The organism is Tenacibaculum litopenaei (assembly GCF_964514025.1).
GTDB lineage: Bacteria > Bacteroidota > Bacteroidia > Flavobacteriales > Flavobacteriaceae > Polaribacter > Polaribacter litopenaei.
The window spans coordinates 204,711-224,419 of the sequence record NZ_CAZEQT010000007.1; the positions used below are offsets into that span (position 1 = coordinate 204,711).

The 19,709-nt window shown below is 38.8% G+C and carries 11 protein-coding genes; all 11 read left to right on the forward strand.

Annotated elements, in window-relative coordinates; all coding sequences use genetic code 11:
* Positions 1-60: 60 nt before the first annotated feature.
* Positions 61-1,629: a sensor histidine kinase gene (locus tag ACKTS5_RS15535; protein ID WP_408044811.1), complete on the forward strand. Its 1,569-nt coding sequence runs from the start codon at positions 61-63 to the stop codon at positions 1,627-1,629.
* Positions 1,630-1,643: 14 nt separating this feature from the next.
* Positions 1,644-2,342, forward strand: a complete 699-nt coding sequence (locus ACKTS5_RS15540) for a response regulator transcription factor (protein WP_408044812.1) — start codon at positions 1,644-1,646, stop codon at positions 2,340-2,342.
* A 106-nt stretch (positions 2,343-2,448) separates the two neighbouring features.
* The gene (locus ACKTS5_RS15545; RefSeq protein WP_408044813.1) at positions 2,449-3,354 is read left to right on the forward strand and encodes an ABC transporter ATP-binding protein; all 906 of its coding nucleotides are present in this window, start codon (positions 2,449-2,451) and stop codon (positions 3,352-3,354) included.
* 7 nt (positions 3,355-3,361) lie between these two features.
* Positions 3,362-4,210 (forward strand): ABC transporter permease, encoded by an 849-nt coding sequence (locus ACKTS5_RS15550; RefSeq protein ID WP_408044814.1) that lies wholly within the window; start codon positions 3,362-3,364, stop codon positions 4,208-4,210.
* A gap of 56 nt (positions 4,211-4,266) precedes the next feature.
* Positions 4,267-8,784 carry a T9SS type B sorting domain-containing protein gene (locus ACKTS5_RS15555; protein ID WP_408044815.1) on the forward strand — a complete coding sequence of 1,506 codons (4,518 nt, stop codon included), beginning with the start codon at positions 4,267-4,269 and terminating at the stop codon, positions 8,782-8,784.
* A 40-nt stretch (positions 8,785-8,824) separates the two neighbouring features.
* Positions 8,825-11,548: a T9SS type B sorting domain-containing protein gene (locus ACKTS5_RS15560; RefSeq protein ID WP_408044816.1), complete on the forward strand. Its 2,724-nt coding sequence runs from the start codon at positions 8,825-8,827 to the stop codon at positions 11,546-11,548.
* 26 nt (positions 11,549-11,574) lie between these two features.
* Positions 11,575-13,566 (forward strand): excinuclease ABC subunit UvrB, encoded by a 1,992-nt coding sequence (uvrB, locus tag ACKTS5_RS15565; protein ID WP_408044817.1) that lies wholly within the window; start codon positions 11,575-11,577, stop codon positions 13,564-13,566.
* Between the two features lie 270 nt (positions 13,567-13,836).
* Entirely contained in the window at positions 13,837-15,066 is a 1,230-nt protein-coding gene (locus ACKTS5_RS15570; protein WP_408044818.1) for a porin family protein, read from the forward strand.
* A 444-nt stretch (positions 15,067-15,510) separates the two neighbouring features.
* Positions 15,511-16,734: a hypothetical protein gene (locus ACKTS5_RS15575; protein WP_408044819.1), complete on the forward strand. Its 1,224-nt coding sequence runs from the start codon at positions 15,511-15,513 to the stop codon at positions 16,732-16,734.
* 404 nt (positions 16,735-17,138) lie between these two features.
* Complete coding sequence (locus ACKTS5_RS15580; RefSeq protein WP_408044820.1) at positions 17,139-18,368, forward strand: porin family protein; 1,230 nt, start codon at positions 17,139-17,141, stop codon at positions 18,366-18,368.
* A gap of 25 nt (positions 18,369-18,393) precedes the next feature.
* A complete protein-coding gene (locus tag ACKTS5_RS15585; protein ID WP_408044821.1) occupies positions 18,394-19,638 on the forward strand; it encodes a hypothetical protein in 1,245 nt (414 codons plus the stop codon).
* Positions 19,639-19,709 lie beyond the last annotated feature (71 nt).

Consider the following 19,709-nt stretch of genomic DNA (forward strand, 5'->3'; position numbering starts at 1 on the left):
CGATTGTTAATCTACGTTAAAAGAAAATTCCACTTCGTTCGAATAATTTATTTTTGACTAATGGGCAAGAAAATCTTTATCATTATTGTTGTCTTAATGAGTATTTCACTGATAGGAATTATCTCTGTTCAAGTGTATTGGATTAAAGATGCACTAAAAAACAAACAACAACAATTTGAAAGCGATGTTACAAAAGCGTTGGCGAAGACTTCGGAACATATCAAAGACCGAGAATACCGCGAATTTGTATTGACACACGAACAATTTTTAAAAGATAATAAATTACGCACCAATGCGGAGATAAAAAACTACTTATTCCAACGAATCGATACGACGAACAAACAGAAGTTTACGTTTGGGGCGACGATTTTAGAGGAAAATTTTAAAATTCCATCAAAATTTGTCGACAATGACTCCATCGTAATCAAGCGATTTACTGGGAAAGAAGATTTTTACTTCTCCAAAGAAGTAAGTTCACAAGACCGAGACTTTGCAACGATGATAGATGAAAATAGGTTTTCTACCTATAAGACCTATTCAAAGTGGCAACAGTTACAGATGGAAGATATATTCAGGCAGAGCCAGCAATTTACGCCAATACACCAACGAATTAGCAACAAAGAGCTGAACAGAACCCTGAAAAAAGAATTGGCAAATCAAAACATTCATCAAGACTTTAAATACGGAGTATACGAAGACGGTTTTGCTACGCGCTTAAAATCTGGATATTTCAATATTCAATTGAAGGATAATTTTTACTATCCTTTGCTGGAAGATGAAAATGGAAATAGCAAGTATATGCTGTATATCAAATTTCCAAACAAACGGGAAAACCTCCTGTCGGGCATGATGAAAATTTTATTGCTGTCATTGCTCTTTATTGGTATAATTATTGCAGCTTTTTCAACCTCATTATACCAGCTGGTACGTCAGAAAAAGATCTCTGAAATAAAGACCGATTTCATCAACAACATGACCCACGAGTTTAAAACGCCAATTGCTACGATAAACTTAGCTCTGGATGCGATCAAAAACCCGAAAATCATCAGTGATGAAGAAAAGGTAAAGCGTTATGTTCAAATGATTCGAGATGAAAATAAGCGCATGCACGGACAGGTAGAAAATGTATTGCGTATATCCAAACTCGAAAAGAACCAGATCGAAATTAGTAAGGATGCAGTAGATGTTCACGACATTATAGAAGAGGCTATTGAACATATACAATTGTTAGTCAGTAGTAAAAACGGTTCTGTTACGACACATTTTCAGGCGATTTCTACAGAAGTTCTCGGAAATCAATTCCACCTGACAAACGTCGTTGTCAACATGTTGGAAAACGCCGTAAAATACTCTGAAGAGGCCCCTAAAATTGAGGTATTTACCGAGAGTACCAACAAGTACTTTATCTTCAAAATAAAAGACGAAGGTATTGGTATGAGTAGAAATGCACAAAAATATGTTTTCGATAAATTTTATCGCGAGCACAAAGGAAATATACACAATGTAAAAGGACACGGTTTAGGATTGGCCTATGTAAAAGAAATCATAGACAATCACCAAGGTACCGTTTACGTTGAGAGCGAAAAAAGTAAGGGAAGCACATTTACAGTTAAATTACCATTAATATAAAATGAAAGGATACAATGGGAAGTAAAAAGATTCTATTAGTAGAAGACGATCCAAATTTTGGAACCGTTCTTAAAGATTATTTAGCATTAAACGATTATAATGTAACACATGCAAAAGACGGAATTGACGGATTGATTATGTTCAAAAATGCCGAATATGACTTGTGTATTTTAGATGTAATGATGCCCAGAAAAGACGGTTTTTCTTTGGCAGAAGATATCAGAACCACCAACAAGGAAATTCCAATTATTTTCCTAACTGCGAAAACCTTAAAAGAGGACGTTTTAAGAGGTTATCAGGTGGGGGCCGATGATTACTTAAATAAGCCCTTTGATTCGGAAGTACTTTTGCATAAAATAAAAGCTATTTTACAGCGTAAAGAAAGCGAAAAGTCTACCGAAAGTGAAGAATTCGAGTTCAAGATTGGAAAATTCGATTTCAATTCAAAGTTACGTCACTTGACTTTTAACGGTGGAGAGCCACAAAAACTATCGCCGAAAGAAAGTAAGTTGTTGCGCATGTTAGCCATCCACAAAAACGATTTGATGCCTCGTGAATTGGCATTGACAAAAATTTGGAGAGATGACAACTACTTTACTTCTCGTAGTATGGATGTGTATATTGCCAAGCTACGTAAGTATTTAAAGAGTGATGAAGATGTAGAAATCTTAAACATCCACGGAGAAGGATTCCGTTTGATTGATAAATCATAAACCTCAATATTACAACCACTAAGCTTCCTAATTTTAGGGAGCTTTTTTTTTGTAACAAAAATTCCTCATCTTCGTCTTATCAGTATAACTCTCAAAAAAAACTAGCTTGGAAACAATCTTATCTATTAAAAACCTGCATAAAAACTACGGAAAAATCCAAGCCGTTAACGATTTATCTTTTGACATTCAAAAAGGAAATATTTACGGAATTCTAGGTCCTAACGGAAGTGGTAAATCTACCACGCTTGGAATTATCTTGAACGTAGTTAACAAAACCAGTGGTTCTTTTAGCTGGTTTAACGGAACTAGCACTACTCATGACGCACTAAAAAAAGTAGGAGCCATTATTGAGCGCCCAAATTTTTACCCGTATATGACGGCTACTCAAAATTTAGAGCTCATTTGTAAAATTAAGGGAGTGTCTCGTGAAAATATTGACGACAAACTAAAAACTGTCAATTTGTACGAACGCCGTCACGACAAATTCCAAACCTATTCATTAGGGATGAAACAGCGATTAGCCATCGCTTCCGCCTTGCTCAACAATCCTGAAATCCTGATACTCGATGAACCCACGAATGGACTAGATCCTCAAGGGATTCACGAAATCCGTAAAATCATTAAAAAAATTGCCCAAGGGGGAACCACAATTTTACTGGCTTCTCACCTACTTGATGAAGTAGAAAAAATATGTACCCATGTAATCGTGCTCCGCAAAGGAGAAAAACTGTACAACGGTCGCGTAGATACGATGATTGCTTCTAACGGTATTATCGAAGTGAAAGCTGCAGAAGACAGCTCCGAAGAAAATTTGATCAACGCCTTAAAAAACTATCACGAAACCGCTAGCGTCAACAAAGAAGACGATTTGCTCATCGTGCAATTAGAAAATGACATTTCGGCAGCAACGCTCAATCGCTACTTGTTTGAAAACAACATTGCTGTCGCCCACCTCGTGAAGCGCAAACCGAGTTTAGAAGAGCAATTTTTAGATTTAACCCGCAACAACTAACCTAACTATGTTACGATTACTAAGTATAGAATACCACAAAATACGATACAATACAGCCAGTAGAGTACTCACCTTTATTTACTTTGGGCTACTGACTTCTATCGCACTTATTGCCGCTATCAAATTCGATATCGGCCCCGTAAAATTTCATTTGGCTGAACAAGGGATTTTTAATTTTCCGTACATCTGGCACTTTAACACCTTCGTTGCCTCGATTTTTAAATTCTTTTTATTGCTCGTTATTGTTTCGATGGTCGCCAATGAATACAGCTACAAAACACTAAAGCAAAACCTGATTGACGGTTTGAGTAAAAAGGAATTTTTACTTTCAAAGTTTTATACCGTTCTCGTGCTTGCACTAATCTCTACAGTTTTTGTCTTTGTCACCTCTTTAATTTTAGGGTTAGTTTATTCGGACTTCAATGAGCCTGCTATCATTTTCTCAGACCTCTCCTATTTAGTGGCCTTTTTTGTAAAACTCGTTGGGTTTTTCTCATTTGGTCTGTTCTTAGGTATGCTGATAAAGCGTTCTGCCTTTGCCGTTGGTGCCATGATCGTTTGGGCGATTATAGAAGGGATTACTAAAGGAATGTTGTACTGGCAATTCAGAAATGTCGAGGGAAGCACCCAGGCAGCTGTAGACCAGGTAATGCAATTTTTCCCGCTAGAAGCGATGTCTAACTTGATTAAAGAGCCCGTTACTCGTTTAGGCGCTGTAAAAACAGTAGCCAATCAAATCGGAGAACACATTACCAAGGACTATTCTGTTAGCTTGTTATCGATAGTCATTGTACTTGCATGGACGGCTATATTTATGTTATTATCGTATAGATTGTTAAAAAAACGTGATTTATAGAGGGTTTTAAGTAGTTAAGTTGTTTTATATTAGCAAGAAATTTATTTTTCTATAGAATGAAGAAACTACTTATACTACTTACAACATTTCTATCAATAGCTAGTTATGCTCAAAAAGAAGCAAACGTCTGGTACTTTGGAGAAAATGCTGGGTTGGATTTTAACACCACCCCTCCTACTGCATTAACCAACGGACGTTTAAGCACCCTTGAAGGATGTTCTTCTTTTGCTGATGCCTCGGGTAATCTGTTATTTTACTCAGATGGTATTACGGTTTGGGACAAAAATCACAATGTGATGAACTACACCAACGGTAACCCAGCAAATGATTTGAAAGGAGATCCTTCAAGTACACAATCAGGAATGATTATTCCAAAACCGGAATCCTCATCTATCTACTACTTATTTACCGTAGATGACGGACCCTCAGCTAGTGGTCCTGCAAGTGGACTCCACGTATATACCATTGACATGTCATTAAACGGAGGTGCTGGTCAGCTTATCGATGAAGATAAAGACGGCGTTTTCTTTAAAGACTTATCCGACGGAAAAGCGAGTCAATGGACTGAAAAAGTAGCCGCTGTTCGCGGAAAAGATTGTAACACTTATTGGGTTGTATCGCCAACACAATCGCAATTTTACGCGTACAAAATTGATAAAACTGGAATCATTAGCACTCCTGTAATCTCTACCGTAGGTGGAGGATTCACCAATAGAGGAAATTTAAAGCTCTCTCCTGATGCTTCGAAAGTCCTCATTGCGAATCAAAGCAACAATCAAGCGACACTTTTTTCGTTTGACAACGCTACAGGTGTGGTTGCCAACGACGGGGTTAACTTATTGAGTTTTGCCGATGGTCAAGCCTATGGGGTTGAATTTTCGAGAGATTCTCGCAAAGCCTACGTATCAACCACTCGCTTTTTCACAGATGATCCCTCGCGTCCAAGTACCTATAAATTGTTCCAATTTGACTTGACCAAAACCGATATTCGCGGTTCGAAACACAAAGTAGTAGAACAAAATGGATTTAGAGGTTCGCTACAGTTGGCTCCAGACGGGAAGATTTATGTAACCATCCCACAAACCTATAGCAATCCTGCTGGTTTTGCCACGCACTTAGACGTAATCGAGAACCCGGATGCCGATCCTGTTGACCTGCGTTTTAGAAAAGATTATATCGATTTAAAAGGAAAAAAATCAACACAGGGATTACCACCATTTATTTCGTCTCTTTTAATCCCTATTGAAATTAAAGATCAAATTTCAGGGCTTCCTGTAAATAATAAAACACTGCAGTACTGTATTGGTGAAAGCAAGACCATTGCTCCTGATCCATTAAGTGGTACTGGGGTGACCTATGAATGGACCTTTAACAACGGAACCACGACGACGACTATATCGAATTCAATTTCAATCACCCTAAACAACCTCACGCTTGCCAATGCCGGAGAATACCGCCTAAAGGTTACTTTGACAGATAGTTGTGGAAACAAGGTTATTCGCGAAGGAGTTTTTAAAATCGAAGTATATCCTGCGACCTCGGCAACACAACCTAGCGACATCAACTTCTGTGATGTTGACAATGATGGATTTAATGTATTCGATTTACAGAAAGACGTTACTCCACAAGTACTCAACGGTCAAGACCCTGCTATTTTTGAAGTAGTGTACTACCTCTCTATGGCAGATGCTACCAACAATACAACTGCTAATGCCTTGGCAAATCCATATAGAAACCCAACGGCCTTTAGCAATCAAACCATTTATGCCCGTATGCATAACAAGGCGGCACCTGAAGCTTGTGCCGATATCAAATCGTTCAAACTAGTCGTTACCGGAAAACCAGCTCCGACCAAACCTGCGGATTACGTTTTTTGTGATGATGCGACGGTTGGAACCGATACCGACGGAATTCACGAATTCTTACTCAATACAAAGGACAGTGAAATACTAGGTGCTTTAGACCCGGCTATTTACATCGTATCGTACCACAAAACCTTGGTCGGTGCACAGTCAAATACTGACGTAATTAACAAAACTGTTCCTTATCGCAATGAAACGGCAAACAACCAAACGGTCTATATTCGCGTTGAAAACAAAAACAACGTAGCTTGTAACGACACTGCCACTACCTTACAGTTGGTGGTTAATGCTTTACCGACGATTAACAATGTCGTTGAATTAAAACAATGTGATAACGATACGGATGCTTTTTCAGACTTCAACTTAGAAGAAGCTCGCGGAAAAATTTCAACGAATTTCACCAACGAAACATTTGTCTTTTACGAATCATTGGCCAATGCCCAAGCGGCAACCTCGCCAATTGCGAATCCGACAGTATACCGAAATAAAACTGCGACTTCTGACAAAGTATGGGCTACAGTAACCAACAGCAATGGGTGTCGACGCATTGCCGAAGTAAACTTAACTGTTTCAACGACGGGAATCCCAAGTACCTTTAGTCGTAGCTTTAGACAATGTGATGATTTTCGTGATATCAACGGACTTAACAACGTAAATAACAATGATACCGATGGTATTAGTAGTTTTGACTTTAGTTCGGTAGATGCTGAAATTAAGAACATGTTCACAGCAGTAGGACAAAAAATTAACGTAACCTATTACCGCAACGAACCAGATGCCTTAGCTGAAAAAAATGCTATTACAGACATCACCAACTACCGTAATATTGGATATCCGAACACACAACAAATTTACGTGCGTGTGGACAGTGATTTAGACAATGATTGTTTGGGATTCGGACCTCATATAACACTTACGGTTGACCCGGTACCTACAGCAGCTGCGGTTGCCAACATAGAACTCTGTGATGATTTTAACAGTGGTGCTTTTGACGATGGTATCAATACCAATATCAATTTACGCAACTATGCGGCTACAATTTTAGGAAGCCAATCTGCTGCAAATTTCACCGTTACGTTCCACAAATCGGCTGCAGATGCCAACTCAGGGGCAAATGCTATTCCTAATGACAACAACTATAAGAATACTACTCGTGACCGTGAAACCATTTATGTTCGCGTAAGAAATAACGCTACTGGATGTTTTAATGACCACACCAAATTTGACATCATTATTCACCCTTTACCAACCATTTCAAACACAATCCCGAACTTAGAAGTTTGTGATGTTCCTACGGCGAGTGACAGTGATTCTAGAAACAGAATTGCGCAAAATATTCCTTTGGGAGATCGCGATGTAGACGTATTGAACGGTAAAAATCCAGCGCAGTTTGAGGTGAGTTATCACAAAACGAGAAATGATGCCATTAACGGCGTAAATCCATTGTCGAAAACTACCTATGCGAACGATCCAACAACGACTAATTTCCCGGCGAGTTTGGCAGGCGATGATCCAGCTACAGAGATCATATTTATCAGCATGCTCAACAAAACTACCGGTTGTCGCAACGGTATTGCTACTTTACAAATCATTATACATCCAGAACCTAATATCCCAGTAAACATCAATAATTATGTAGACTGCGATAATACTTCTGACAGTGCTAATGACGACACCAACTCTATTAACGGAGATATCACGCTCAAAAATAAAGTTCCGGAAATTTTAGCCAATTACCCGGTAGCTGATCACAATAAGTTTGCTGTGACCTTCCACGCTTCACAAACAGATGCAAGATCAGGAGCCAACCCGTTAAATGAAAACACGTATCAAAATACGGCGAATAATCAAAAAGTATTTGTTCGCGTTGTCAACAACCAATCGCGTTGTGTAAACAGCAACCTATCGTTTGATATTATTATCAACCCACTTCCGTTCTTTACAGTGAACACGCCAGTAATTGTTTGTTTAAACAATCCTCAAACGCGTTTAGAGCCTATCAACCCATTGGCGACCTACTCGTACGAGTGGAAAGTAAAAGGCAGCACTAGCACATTGAGTACAGCAAATTACCTCGATGTCACAAAAGGAGGAACTTATGTGGTAACAGCTACGATGCAAGACGGAACGGGATGTCAGAGAACTCGTGAGATTGTCGTAAACGAATCGAACAATCCAACCTTAAAAGAAGAGGATATCATTATCGTTGACGATACGAATAACAACCGACTCAACACCTATTCTATAAAAATCGTCACGGAAAACAACAATTTGGGTATTGGTGATTATCAATTTGCCCTCGTTGACGAAAAAGGAGATCAAACACCTTTCCAAGACGAGCCACTATTTACGAATATCGGTGGAGGAATTTACACCGTATTGGTAAATGATAAAAACGGATGTGTTCCTGATGCGAGTTTAGAAGTTTCGGTAATTGAATATCCGAAATTCTTAACACCAAACAATGACGGACACAACGATACTTGGAAAGTAAAAGGAGCGAACTCCAGTTTTTATCCGAGTAGCAACATCTACATTTACGATCGCTTTGGTAAACCTGTTGCCACGATTCCTGTAGATGGTGAAGGCTGGGACGGTACCTACAACGGAAACACACTCCCTTCTAACGACTACTGGTTTAAAATAGAACTCGTAGATAAAAAAGGGAAAGTTCACCAACACAATGGTCACTTTTCATTACTTAGAAAATAATCACTAAATTAGCTAGTAGGAAACTACTAGCTAATTTGTTATGAGACCGGCACTTACACTACTACTACTACTAACCTTTGCATGGCTATGCTACGGCCAAAACGAAACTAATCACTGGTATTTCGGAGAGGAAGCTGGTATGAATTTCGTTCGAGGTAAACGACAAATTCTTACCGATGGAAAGATGACTGCTCCAGCAGGATGTACCAGTATTTCTGATGCGAATGGAAATCTACTCTTTTACTCCGACGGCAATACCATCTACACCAGCGACCATCAAGTGATGACCAATGGTGACAACCTTCAGGGAAATGTCAACCACTTTCAGAATTCTATCATCATCCCCAAACCCAAAACACCTGGGGTGTATTATTTATTCTACTCAAAAAACTTTAATCCTCCGCCCAACTCAGGGCTATTTTATGCAGAAATTAAATTTGACGCAGCCAATCCGAAGGGAATTGTAACTAGCAGGAGTTCCTTGTTACGCAGCTTGAGTTCTCATCGAATTTCGGCGGTACATCACACCGACGGTTCTTCTATATGGCTGGCAACACTGCATCAAAATCCATATGAAAAAAATGCCGTCAACCGATTTTCGGTGTTTAAAATTGACGACACCGGAATTATTCAACCTCCCGTAGTTCATACAGGTAAAACCACCGTATCGAATACTGGAGTCATGAAATTTTCACCTGACGGTACCAAACTGGCCGTCGCTGATTACGGACAATCTGATATCTTTTTATACGATTTCGATGCGAGTACCGGAAAACTCGCACACAAAACCACGATTTTTACGGATATGATGATTTTCACTCCGACAAATCCACTCGGACTCGCCTTTTCTCCAGATTCAAAAAAAATCTATTTTTCAGCACGAGAAGTCATCACGCGAAGTGCCATCACACAATACTATATTGACAAGCCACCGACAACACCCCCTACTCTTGACGAGAAAAAACGAATTTACACATCGACAGATGTGCACTTTGGCTCGTTACAATTGGCAGTTGACGGAAATATTTACGTTTCAATTTTTGAGAATAACCGTCCGATCGATTTGGAAGATGGCATCGTTAGTCAATCTGAACTCGGTGTTTTAAAGTTCCCAGACGACGAAGATACTCCTGTGCAATACGAGCACCTGTCCGTTTCCTTAGGAGGTAAAAAAGCGAGTAAAGGCTTGCCTAACTTTATCCAATCGTATTTCAGAAATCGCATCATCGCTAACGACGAATGCGTTTTTGAAAATATCGACTTCAAAGTAGATGGCTATACTACCATTAACGCAGTAGCATGGGATTTTGGTGATGGAACAACAGCTAGTGGTTTGCAAACAAACCACACCTATACCAGTCCTGGTAACTACACCGTTTCAGCGGAAATCACTTTTAATGGAAGTACAACTACCGTTTATAAAGACCTCAACATATTTGCCCTTCCCAACCTAGTTCCCAACCAACGATTGGTACAATGTGATCCAGATAACAACGGTACAGATTACTTTAATCTCACGCAAATCACGAGTAAAATCACTAGCGACCCTTCTTTGCAATTTACCTATTACGAAAGCTTAGCAGATGCCCAAAGTGCTAGCAATGCACTGAGTAATCCACAGGCCTACCAAAACAAACAAAACCCACAAACGCTCTACATCCGAGCTGTCAACGAAAATGACTGTGTACAGATTGCCGCTTTTGAAATTGAATCCGTTTTTGTGTCGGTACCTTCGCTAACCCCACTGATTGTTTGTGAAGACAGTGATGGTGTCGTTGCCAACAGTCAAGGAACTTTTGATTTAGCAACCTACGCCGCGGCTATCAGAAATCAACTAAGCCTAGCTCCAGCCGCTGTACTGAATTTCTATCGATCACAAACAGATGCACAGACCTTAAACAACCCTATACCTGCGAGTTTTACAAGTCCGAGTACCACCGTCTGGTTGCGCATCGACTTACCTACTGGCTGTGGAGGAATTCAATCGAGTCAGCTCATTGTTAATGCAACACCGGTAATTAATTTACAAACGGAATACACCTTGTGTATCGACCCATCAAAACATCCTCCTGTTATTTTGCAAGGCGATCCTTCTAACGATCGTTTTGAATGGCGCGATGCTCTTGGACAAGTAGTCAGCACTCAGGCTAATTTTCAACTCCAACGAATTGGTAAATACAATTTAACCGTATACAAAACGGAAAACGGAATTCTGTGTTCAAACAATCGCGACTTTTTAGTTGTCAATCCGAGTATTCCCAGCATACAATCGTGGGAAGCTACAGCAACTGGTGATGCTACCTTTGATGTTTTAATTGAAGTTTCCGGAAATGGAAATTACGAATATTCATTGGACGATCTCAGCTATGTTGGAAGTGGTAATAGTCATAATTTTCAAGGAGTTCCTCCTGGCATCCAAACGGTTTATATTCGTGATATTAGCAGATGTGAACCTGCCATTCAACAGGAAATTACCTTACTGGGATTCCCTAGCTTTTTCACTCCGAACAACGACGGACAAAATGATGTTTGGAGAATAGCGGGAGCCCAGCCGAGCTTTTTTCAAGACATCGACATCAAAATATTTAATCGTTACGGTCGTCTTTTACATCGCATGAACACCTACACCGCTGATTTTGGGTGGGAAGGTATATTTAATGGTAAAGTTTTGCCTCCTGATGGTTATTGGTATTCTGCGAAACTAACAGACTTTAAAGGAAAAGTAATTCAAAAAACTGGAAACATTTCATTAGTGAGAAATTAACCAGAAACTATGTGTATTTTTGTTATATGAATTTCGAAATACAATCCGCATTTAAACCTACAGGTGATCAGCCAGAAGCTATCAAGCAACTCGCAGCAGGCATTGAGAATAACGAAAAGTATCAGACGCTTCTCGGTGTTACAGGGTCTGGTAAAACATTTTCCGTTGCCAATGTCGTAGCAGAGGTTAACCGCCCTACCCTAGTGTTAGCGCACAACAAAACCTTAGCAGCGCAATTGTATTCCGAATTCAAACAGTTTTTCCCGAACAATGCGGTAGAATATTTTGTATCCTATTACGACTACTATCAACCCGAAGCTTATATTCCCGTCACAGGAACCTATATAGAAAAAGACCTCTCTATCAACGATGAGATAGAACGACTCAGAATTAGCACTTCGTCTTCTTTACTTTCGGGGCGTAGAGATGTTCTCGTCGTAGCTTCTGTTTCCTGTTTATACGGTATTGGGAATCCGGTAGAATTTAAAAAGAATGTCATTAGCATCGAACGTGATCAGCAGCTATCACGCACCAAATTTTTACACCTGCTCGTGACCAGCTTATACGCCAGAACCGAAGTTGAAATCAAAAGTGGTACGTTCAAAGTAAAAGGAGATGTCGTTACCATATACCCATCGTACGGGGACAGCGGTTATCGTGTTCACTTTTTTGGTGATGAGATTGAAGAAATAGAAACTTTTGATATCGAAACCAATCAAACGGAAAGTCGATTAGATCGCCTAAATATTTATCCAGCAAATCTCTTTGTTACCTCTCCTGACGTATTGCAGGAAGCCATACATAAAATTCAAGACGACCTAGTTAAGCAATGTGATTATTTCCAAGAGATAGGAAAACATCTCGAAGCAAAACGCCTCAAAGAGCGTACGGAATTTGACTTAGAAATGATTCGAGAATTGGGATACTGCTCTGGTATCGAAAATTACTCGAGGTATTTAGACGGTAGAGAGGCTGGAACCAGACCTTTCTGTTTACTAGATTATTTTCCAGACGACTTTTTAATGGTGATTGATGAGAGTCACGTTACGGTTCCTCAGGTACACGCCATGTACGGAGGAGACCGCAGCAGAAAAGAAAACCTTGTGGAATACGGTTTCCGCTTACCGGCGGCTATGGACAATCGTCCTTTAAAATTCGAGGAGTTCGAAGTATTGCAAAACCAAGTTATTTACGTTTCAGCGACACCTGCAGATTACGAACTTCAAAAAACAGAAGGACTGTTCGTAGAACAGGTGATTAGACCCACGGGGCTATTGGATCCTGAAATAGAAATTCGTCCTAGTGAAAATCAAATTGACGACCTTATTGAAGAAATTCAAATTCGCGTTGAAAAAGACGAGCGTACTTTGGTGACTACCTTGACCAAGAGAATGGCAGAGGAACTCGCCAAATACCTAACGAGAATTCAAGTACGTTGTCGTTATATACACTCTGATGTCGATACACTCGAACGCGTTGAAATTATGCAGGACCTTCGCAAGGGACTGTTTGACGTACTCATAGGTGTAAACCTACTTCGTGAAGGACTCGATCTACCCGAGGTATCCCTTGTGGCAATACTCGATGCGGATAAAGAAGGTTTTTTAAGAAGCCACCGTTCGCTTACGCAAACTGTAGGTAGAGCCGCTAGAAATGTCAATGGGAAAGCCATTATGTATGCGGATAAAATTACCAATAGCATGCAAATGACTATCGATGAAACTGCTAGGAGACGTGAGAAACAAATGAACTACAATACAAAACACGGCATTACTCCTACACAGATTAACAAGAAAATTGACAATACGCTCTCGAAAAATGCCATTACAAGTCATCAATACGAAGCGGCAACTCAAAAAGTTGCAGAACAAGACTTGACCTACTTACCCAAAGAAGAAATTGAGAAACGTGTTCGCGAGAAAAGAAAAGCGATGGAAACTGCTGCTAAAAACTTAGACTTTCTAGTAGCTGCTCAATTACGCGATGAAATTAACTTACTAAAAGAGCAACTTAAATAAACTTCAAAAGGCAAAAATATTTATATTTGCGCCCTGATTGAGAATATTAAAAAATTTGCTTTGCTATGAAACAACTACCTGAGGTATTTTCGGGTGTGGTGATGCTGTAACCTGCTATCCCATATCGCCTTGAACGAATTCAAAGAGCATCAACCTTCTGGTTTGATGGGTACTTCTGTGTGCCTACTCTTGAACTATCAATAAACCGAATACAAGCTCTTTGAGCTTGCATCTAAACACTTATATACATTAAATTAACTTTATTATCGCATGAGAACTCAACTATTGCTATGGATGTTACTCTTTTTAAGTTTACAATCCTTTGCCCAATTACATTTTGAAAAAGGTCATTTTATCACTTCAAAAGACAAAAAAATTGACGCCTTTATCCTCTTTGAAAACCGAAAACACACTCCTTCGGAATTTCATTATAAGCTTAGCTTAGACGCACCAACACAGCTCATGGAAGCCAAAGACCTCAAAGCTGTTCAAATTGGCGAATTGGCCAGATACGAAATTCACATCGTTCGTATCGACAATTCTACCACTAAAAGTAGCGAGCTCAGCAACACCCGTTTATCTGTTTTTAAACACAAGCGACTCGTATTAAAAGTACTTATCGAGGGCAAAGCGACCTTGATGAATTATAAAAGAAATTCACTGGAACGCTTTTTTGTCCGAACTGGAACTGAGGTCGTTCCTTTAGAATTCAAAAAATACGTTACTAGTAAAGGAGAAGTAAAATACAATCGTAACTATCAAAAACAACTTCGAGACTCCTATAGCTGTCAGGACCAAACATTAAACACAGCTATTGGTTACCGTTCAAAGTATCTCGTCCCTTACTTTAAAAACTACAACCATTGCTATGATGAGCCCATTAAGGAATACCCGAAAAAAGGAACAAAAAATTCCACCGCAGAAGGCATTGCCAAAATCAGAATTAAGGCTGGGCTCTCGAACTTTGTCGTAGGTTTTGACACACCAACATCGAGCCCAACAAGTTCTACCTTAAACTATCATATAGGTGTTGAACTCGAATACAAATTCCCTTTTAACAACTACAAACTATCCATGTTTACAGAACCAACTTATCATTTTAATATCAAGGAAAACGTGCCCTATCAAATAGGAACTAAACAAAGTTACCCCAACGGTCCCTATGTTTCCGTATTTGAAAATGCAGTAATTACCTACAGTGGATTGGAAGTCCCATTTGGAATTAAAAATCATTGGTTTCTAGACGATGTCAATTTCCTCAACCTTCACGCAGGGGTATCGTTTAACATCCCTATGAATAGCACTATAAAAAGTTCTCCCAAAATCAAAGGGGAAAAAATTCGATCTTTTACCTCTACCTTTATCGGTCTGGGTTATGAAAACAACAACAAATGGAGTATTGATGTGAGGTACTATCTACATCCGCGAGTACTTTCTAATGATCTCGGACCTATAATTTATAACAATCTGAATTTAAAAGTTGGATATACACTATTCTAATAGTTACTGTAGTTGCAAAACCCTGACTTCCTATCAGGGTTTTGCAGCTCAACGGTTCTTACTACCAATAAATCTGTTAGCAAAAGGCCAGCACAAAAAAAATACACGAAACGCACTTAAAGCACCGATTCTTTAAATTAAATACAATTAAATTATCTATATTCGCGCCCTGATTGAGAAAAGTTAAATAATTGCAACACTTAAAAAACCATTTTAGCCAGGAAAAAGCCTCTAAATCGTACAGTTACCATGTACTAGTCAGGTCTTTTATCTTACAAACGGAAAACTACCATAAGATCGGTCCTGTACATCAGTAATGCTACTCATCTTTTGCTGTTGCTGTAACTACTATTATGACTACAGGAAACGACTATCTATAATTACGCCCGAGTCTACTACTCGATTTTCCCATTAAATTCTGAACACTATAAATTAAACTATATTATGAAAAACAAATTATTGCTATGCTTATGGATACTGACCAGCGTCAGTGCCTTTGCCCAATTAAACTACGAAAAGGGATATATCCTCAAAAAGGACCACCAAAAATTAGAAGGGTTTTTACTTCACGATGACGTCTATGAGATTCCTTCAGAATTTCACTTTAGAAAATCACTTGCTGATGAGCGCAGTACCATTCCTTCAGCACAGGTAGAAACTGTCTATATTGCTCCAAATCTCAAATACGAAAGGCATACGGTGGCCATCGATGATTCCAATACTAAAACCGGTAAATTGAGTGACACTCGAATTTCAAACTTCCAACAAAAATCACTTTTACTAAAAGTACTAGTTGAAGGAAAGACCTCTTTGTTAGTATATAAGAAGAATAACATCAAGCGATTTTTTATCAAGCAAGGAACAAAAGTTACTGCCTTAGAATACAAAAAATACGCAATTGGTGAAACCAAAATTGGATACAATCGAAACTATCAAAAGCAATTGAAAGATTTATTCCACTGCGGTCCTCAAAACACCTTAAAAGTTCGTTACCGAGAGAGTGACTTAATTGACTATATCAATCAATACAACAGCTGTAAAGGAGAACAAGCTATTGACTACAGTCAAATACGACTAAAAAAGCATACCAAAGGGCGTTTATTGTACAAAGTAAAAGCTGGAGTTAGCAGTACTACTCTCGGTCTTCAAGTTTATAAAAGTAATTCGACCGCGACAACGTTTTCTACCCAGTTAGGAGTTGAATTGGAATACTTACTTCCTTTTAACAGCCAACGTTTTTCTCTATTTTTAGAACCTACTTATCACCTTAATGCTGCTACAGATGTAAAATACGCCGCTGGTAGTGGGACTATTCCTTCTTCAGGGCAAGTGGTAAAAGTATACCAAACGGGGAATGTTAGCTACGAGGGTATTGAAATCCCAGTAGGTATTAGACACTATTGGTTTTTAAATGACACCAGCAGTTTAACGCTTCACGGGGGAGCTGCCTATCATATTCCTACCTCGAGTACGATGCAATTCACGGTTAAGGATGCCCCTAAAACACTAGAGAGTAAGGTCTCATTCTTTGCGGGTATCGGATACGATTACCACAGGAAATACAACCTAGAACTTCGATTCAATCTCAAAAGAGACATGAGTCATGAAAATGTTGCCCTGGCAAATTACAGTGCAATTGCCTTAAAATTCGGATATACCTTATTTTAATACTAGAATCTCCGCAATAACTTTGACATCAATCGGGTGATTGCGGAGAAACTATTGGAAATCAAAGAATACTACAACGAGCATATACTAGGATAATAAAATAAGACATCCCTAACAAAAGTCTGTTTATATTAAACTTTATGAAAAACAAACAACTATATTTGTACGCTGAATAAGAAAAACACAATAATTGCAACACGTGAAAACTCGTCATTTTTCCGATTTCTCGGATGGTAATATTTCAGCATTACGGCTCGAAGCAGCCAACACCTATTCGTCGCTATTGATTGTAAAACTGCAGCGAGTAATGAGGACTTACTCAAACTGTAGGGTCAACTGCGAACTTCTAATAACTAACAGCCGATTCAAGGCTTACTCTACACTATACTAAATTAAACTACCCTATGAAAAACAAACTATTGCTATGCTTATGGATACTGACCAGCGTCAGTGCCTTTGCTCAAAAACACTATGAAAAAGGACATATTGTAACTGTTGGTAACAAAAACTTTAAAGGCTACTTACTTCATGAAGATCTCTTTCATACCCCGACAGAATTTTACTTTAAACAACAGCTAACCGACAAAAGAAAAACCGTTAGCGCCGAGGAGGTGAAAACAGTCGTTATTAACCCCAATTTAAAATACGAAAGACATACGGTAAAGATTGATCTCTTTAACAATCAAAACAAAACGCTAAGCAATTCGAGAATTTCTAATTTTCTTCCGCACTCACTTTTATTAAAAGTGCTTCTAGAAGGAGACATCACATTACTCAGTTACGAAACCAGTAAAATCAAAAGATTCTTCGTAAAAAAAGACAATAAAATTATTCCTTTAGAATATAAGAAATACATAATTGACAATAAAATTCACTACAATCTAAACTACCAAAAACAATTAAGGGAGTCTTTTGCTTGTCAGTTACAAGATCGAGAAACTCCGAGCTATTCGGAAAAAAAACTCGTCAACTACTTCAAAAAATACGCGAAATGTCATGACTTAAGAATTACTGATTTAACCGCAATCAAAGTCAATAAAGTACGAAAAGGAACTTTTAATCTCCGCGCTAAAGTAGGGGTTTCTAACTCCACATTCTATACAGATATCTGGGGGAGAATAGACTCACAAAATAGTGCTGCAAACGTTCAATATGGAGTGGAATTTGAATATGTATTCTCTTATAATAACCACAGGTTTTCAATATTTGTTGAACCCACAATACTCATGAGAAGAAACACCTCTGTAACCTCACCGATTGACCTTGAACATTTTCAATATATAATTCCACCTGACTTCGAAGATTTCGATTACAGAGAATTTTCTTATCGTGGATATGAAATCCCAATAGGCCTAAGAAACTATTGGTATACGAGTGACAAAAGTGCCATCACTTTACACGGAGGTATTTTGTTTAACATCCCTTCTGGTGACTTCATTAGATATCGAGATGATCACAGCACCTCTTTTGCAACCTCTAATCAAACATCCATGTTTGCAGGTATAGGCTACGATTACTACAAAGTATTTAGTATCGAATTTAGATATAATTTCAAACGAAACCTAGTTGTACGTACATTAGAATCTTTTCAATACAGCGATGTTTCTCTAAGACTCGGTATTAACATATTATAAATATCAAATCTCAAATTAATTCAAAATGAAAAACAATTTTTTAATGATCATTTGCTGTATATTCAGCATGTCAGTACTAGGACAAAATAGCTACCGTAAAGGTTATTTTATTAACCAACAAAACGAGAAAGTAGAAGGTTACATCATGGACGAAGACAGTTTTTTTACTCCTACGCAGTTTTTGTTTAAAGCGAGTATTGACCAAGCTACCCCTACGAACTTGAACATTGACAATGCCTCAGAAGTCGTTATCAACAACATTGCTACTTATAGCCGACTAGAGGTTTCTGTTGATGAATCGAGTTCACAACAAGAGCGTTTAACACGTTCTCGTATCTCGTCATTCGTAGCTCGTACCCTATTTGCGAAAAAACTGACACAAGGAACGGTAGCGCTATACGAATTGTCGACAAGTGAGTATCAGCGATTCTTTGTTGCAAAAGACGGGAGTGTCACTTCACTAGAGTTCAAATACTTTCTCAATTCAAAAATGAAAATCGGTAAAAACCTCAACTATCAAAAACAACTAAAAGAAAAATTTTCTTGTGAGGGCACCAATAACCCAACGGCCATTGCTTATGACAGACGTTCTTTGGTACAGTATTTCAAAAACTACAGTCGTTGTAAAGGGTACGATTTCAAAACTTTAAAAGAAGACAGAAGTGAATACGTCAATGCACTGTACAAGGTGAAAGCCGAAGTAGCGCTCGCCATGAGTTCTTTTTCAAGTACTTCCGGAACAGAGGTAGAAGGGATAAGCGCTACCGCCCTCAAAGTTGGGGTTGAACTCGAATACGTATTTGCCTTTAACAACAACAAGTGGTCTGTTTTTGTCAATCCTGTTTGGAGCAGCCCTAATGAAATAAAAATGGTAACGGAAGCAGGAACCATTGCTGGGCCTCCTTCAAGTGGTGGAGTGAGAATTCCGGTATACGATACGAGTACTGTATCCTTTTCTATGTTTGAACTTCCTATAGGTGCGCGTCATTACTTGTTTATCGACAAACAAAATGCACTCTTCTTAGAAGGTGGACTCACCTATAGCATGCCTATTTCGGAAAGCGTTGTAAAAACCGTAAACTATAAAGACGAACTTATCCATGAAAGTAAATTGCGTTCCACAACCAATTTCTTTGTAGGTGCTGGATATACCTTTAACAGAAAATTTAATGCTGCCCTGCGTTACGATCTCGTTCGCCCACTAAAGGTAAGAGATTTAACCGTAAATCAGAATACGCTATCACTTCGATTGAGTTATAGCATCTGGTAAGCAGTGACGAGCTTTTAATTCCCAAAGTACAGTCCCTAACTGTGCGAAAACAAAAAGCCCTTAAGAAATTA

Bases quoted from the DNA above. Each gene is read 5' to 3' on its own strand.
- ACKTS5_RS15535 (WP_408044811.1), top strand. From the start codon at position 61: ATGGGCAAGAAAATCTTTATCATTATTGTTGTCTTAATGAGTATTTCA.
- ACKTS5_RS15540 (WP_408044812.1), top strand. From the start codon at position 1,644: ATGGGAAGTAAAAAGATTCTATTAGTAGAAGACGATCCAAATTTTGGA.
- ACKTS5_RS15550 (WP_408044814.1), top strand. From the start codon at position 3,362: ATGTTACGATTACTAAGTATAGAATACCACAAAATACGATACAATACA.
- ACKTS5_RS15555 (WP_408044815.1), top strand. From the start codon at position 4,267: ATGAAGAAACTACTTATACTACTTACAACATTTCTATCAATAGCTAGT.
- ACKTS5_RS15560 (WP_408044816.1), top strand. From the start codon at position 8,825: ATGAGACCGGCACTTACACTACTACTACTACTAACCTTTGCATGGCTA.
- uvrB (WP_408044817.1), top strand. From the start codon at position 11,575: ATGAATTTCGAAATACAATCCGCATTTAAACCTACAGGTGATCAGCCA.
- ACKTS5_RS15570 (WP_408044818.1), top strand. From the start codon at position 13,837: ATGAGAACTCAACTATTGCTATGGATGTTACTCTTTTTAAGTTTACAA.
- ACKTS5_RS15575 (WP_408044819.1), top strand. From the start codon at position 15,511: ATGAAAAACAAATTATTGCTATGCTTATGGATACTGACCAGCGTCAGT.
- ACKTS5_RS15580 (WP_408044820.1), top strand. From the start codon at position 17,139: ATGAAAAACAAACTATTGCTATGCTTATGGATACTGACCAGCGTCAGT.
- ACKTS5_RS15585 (WP_408044821.1), top strand. From the start codon at position 18,394: ATGAAAAACAATTTTTTAATGATCATTTGCTGTATATTCAGCATGTCA.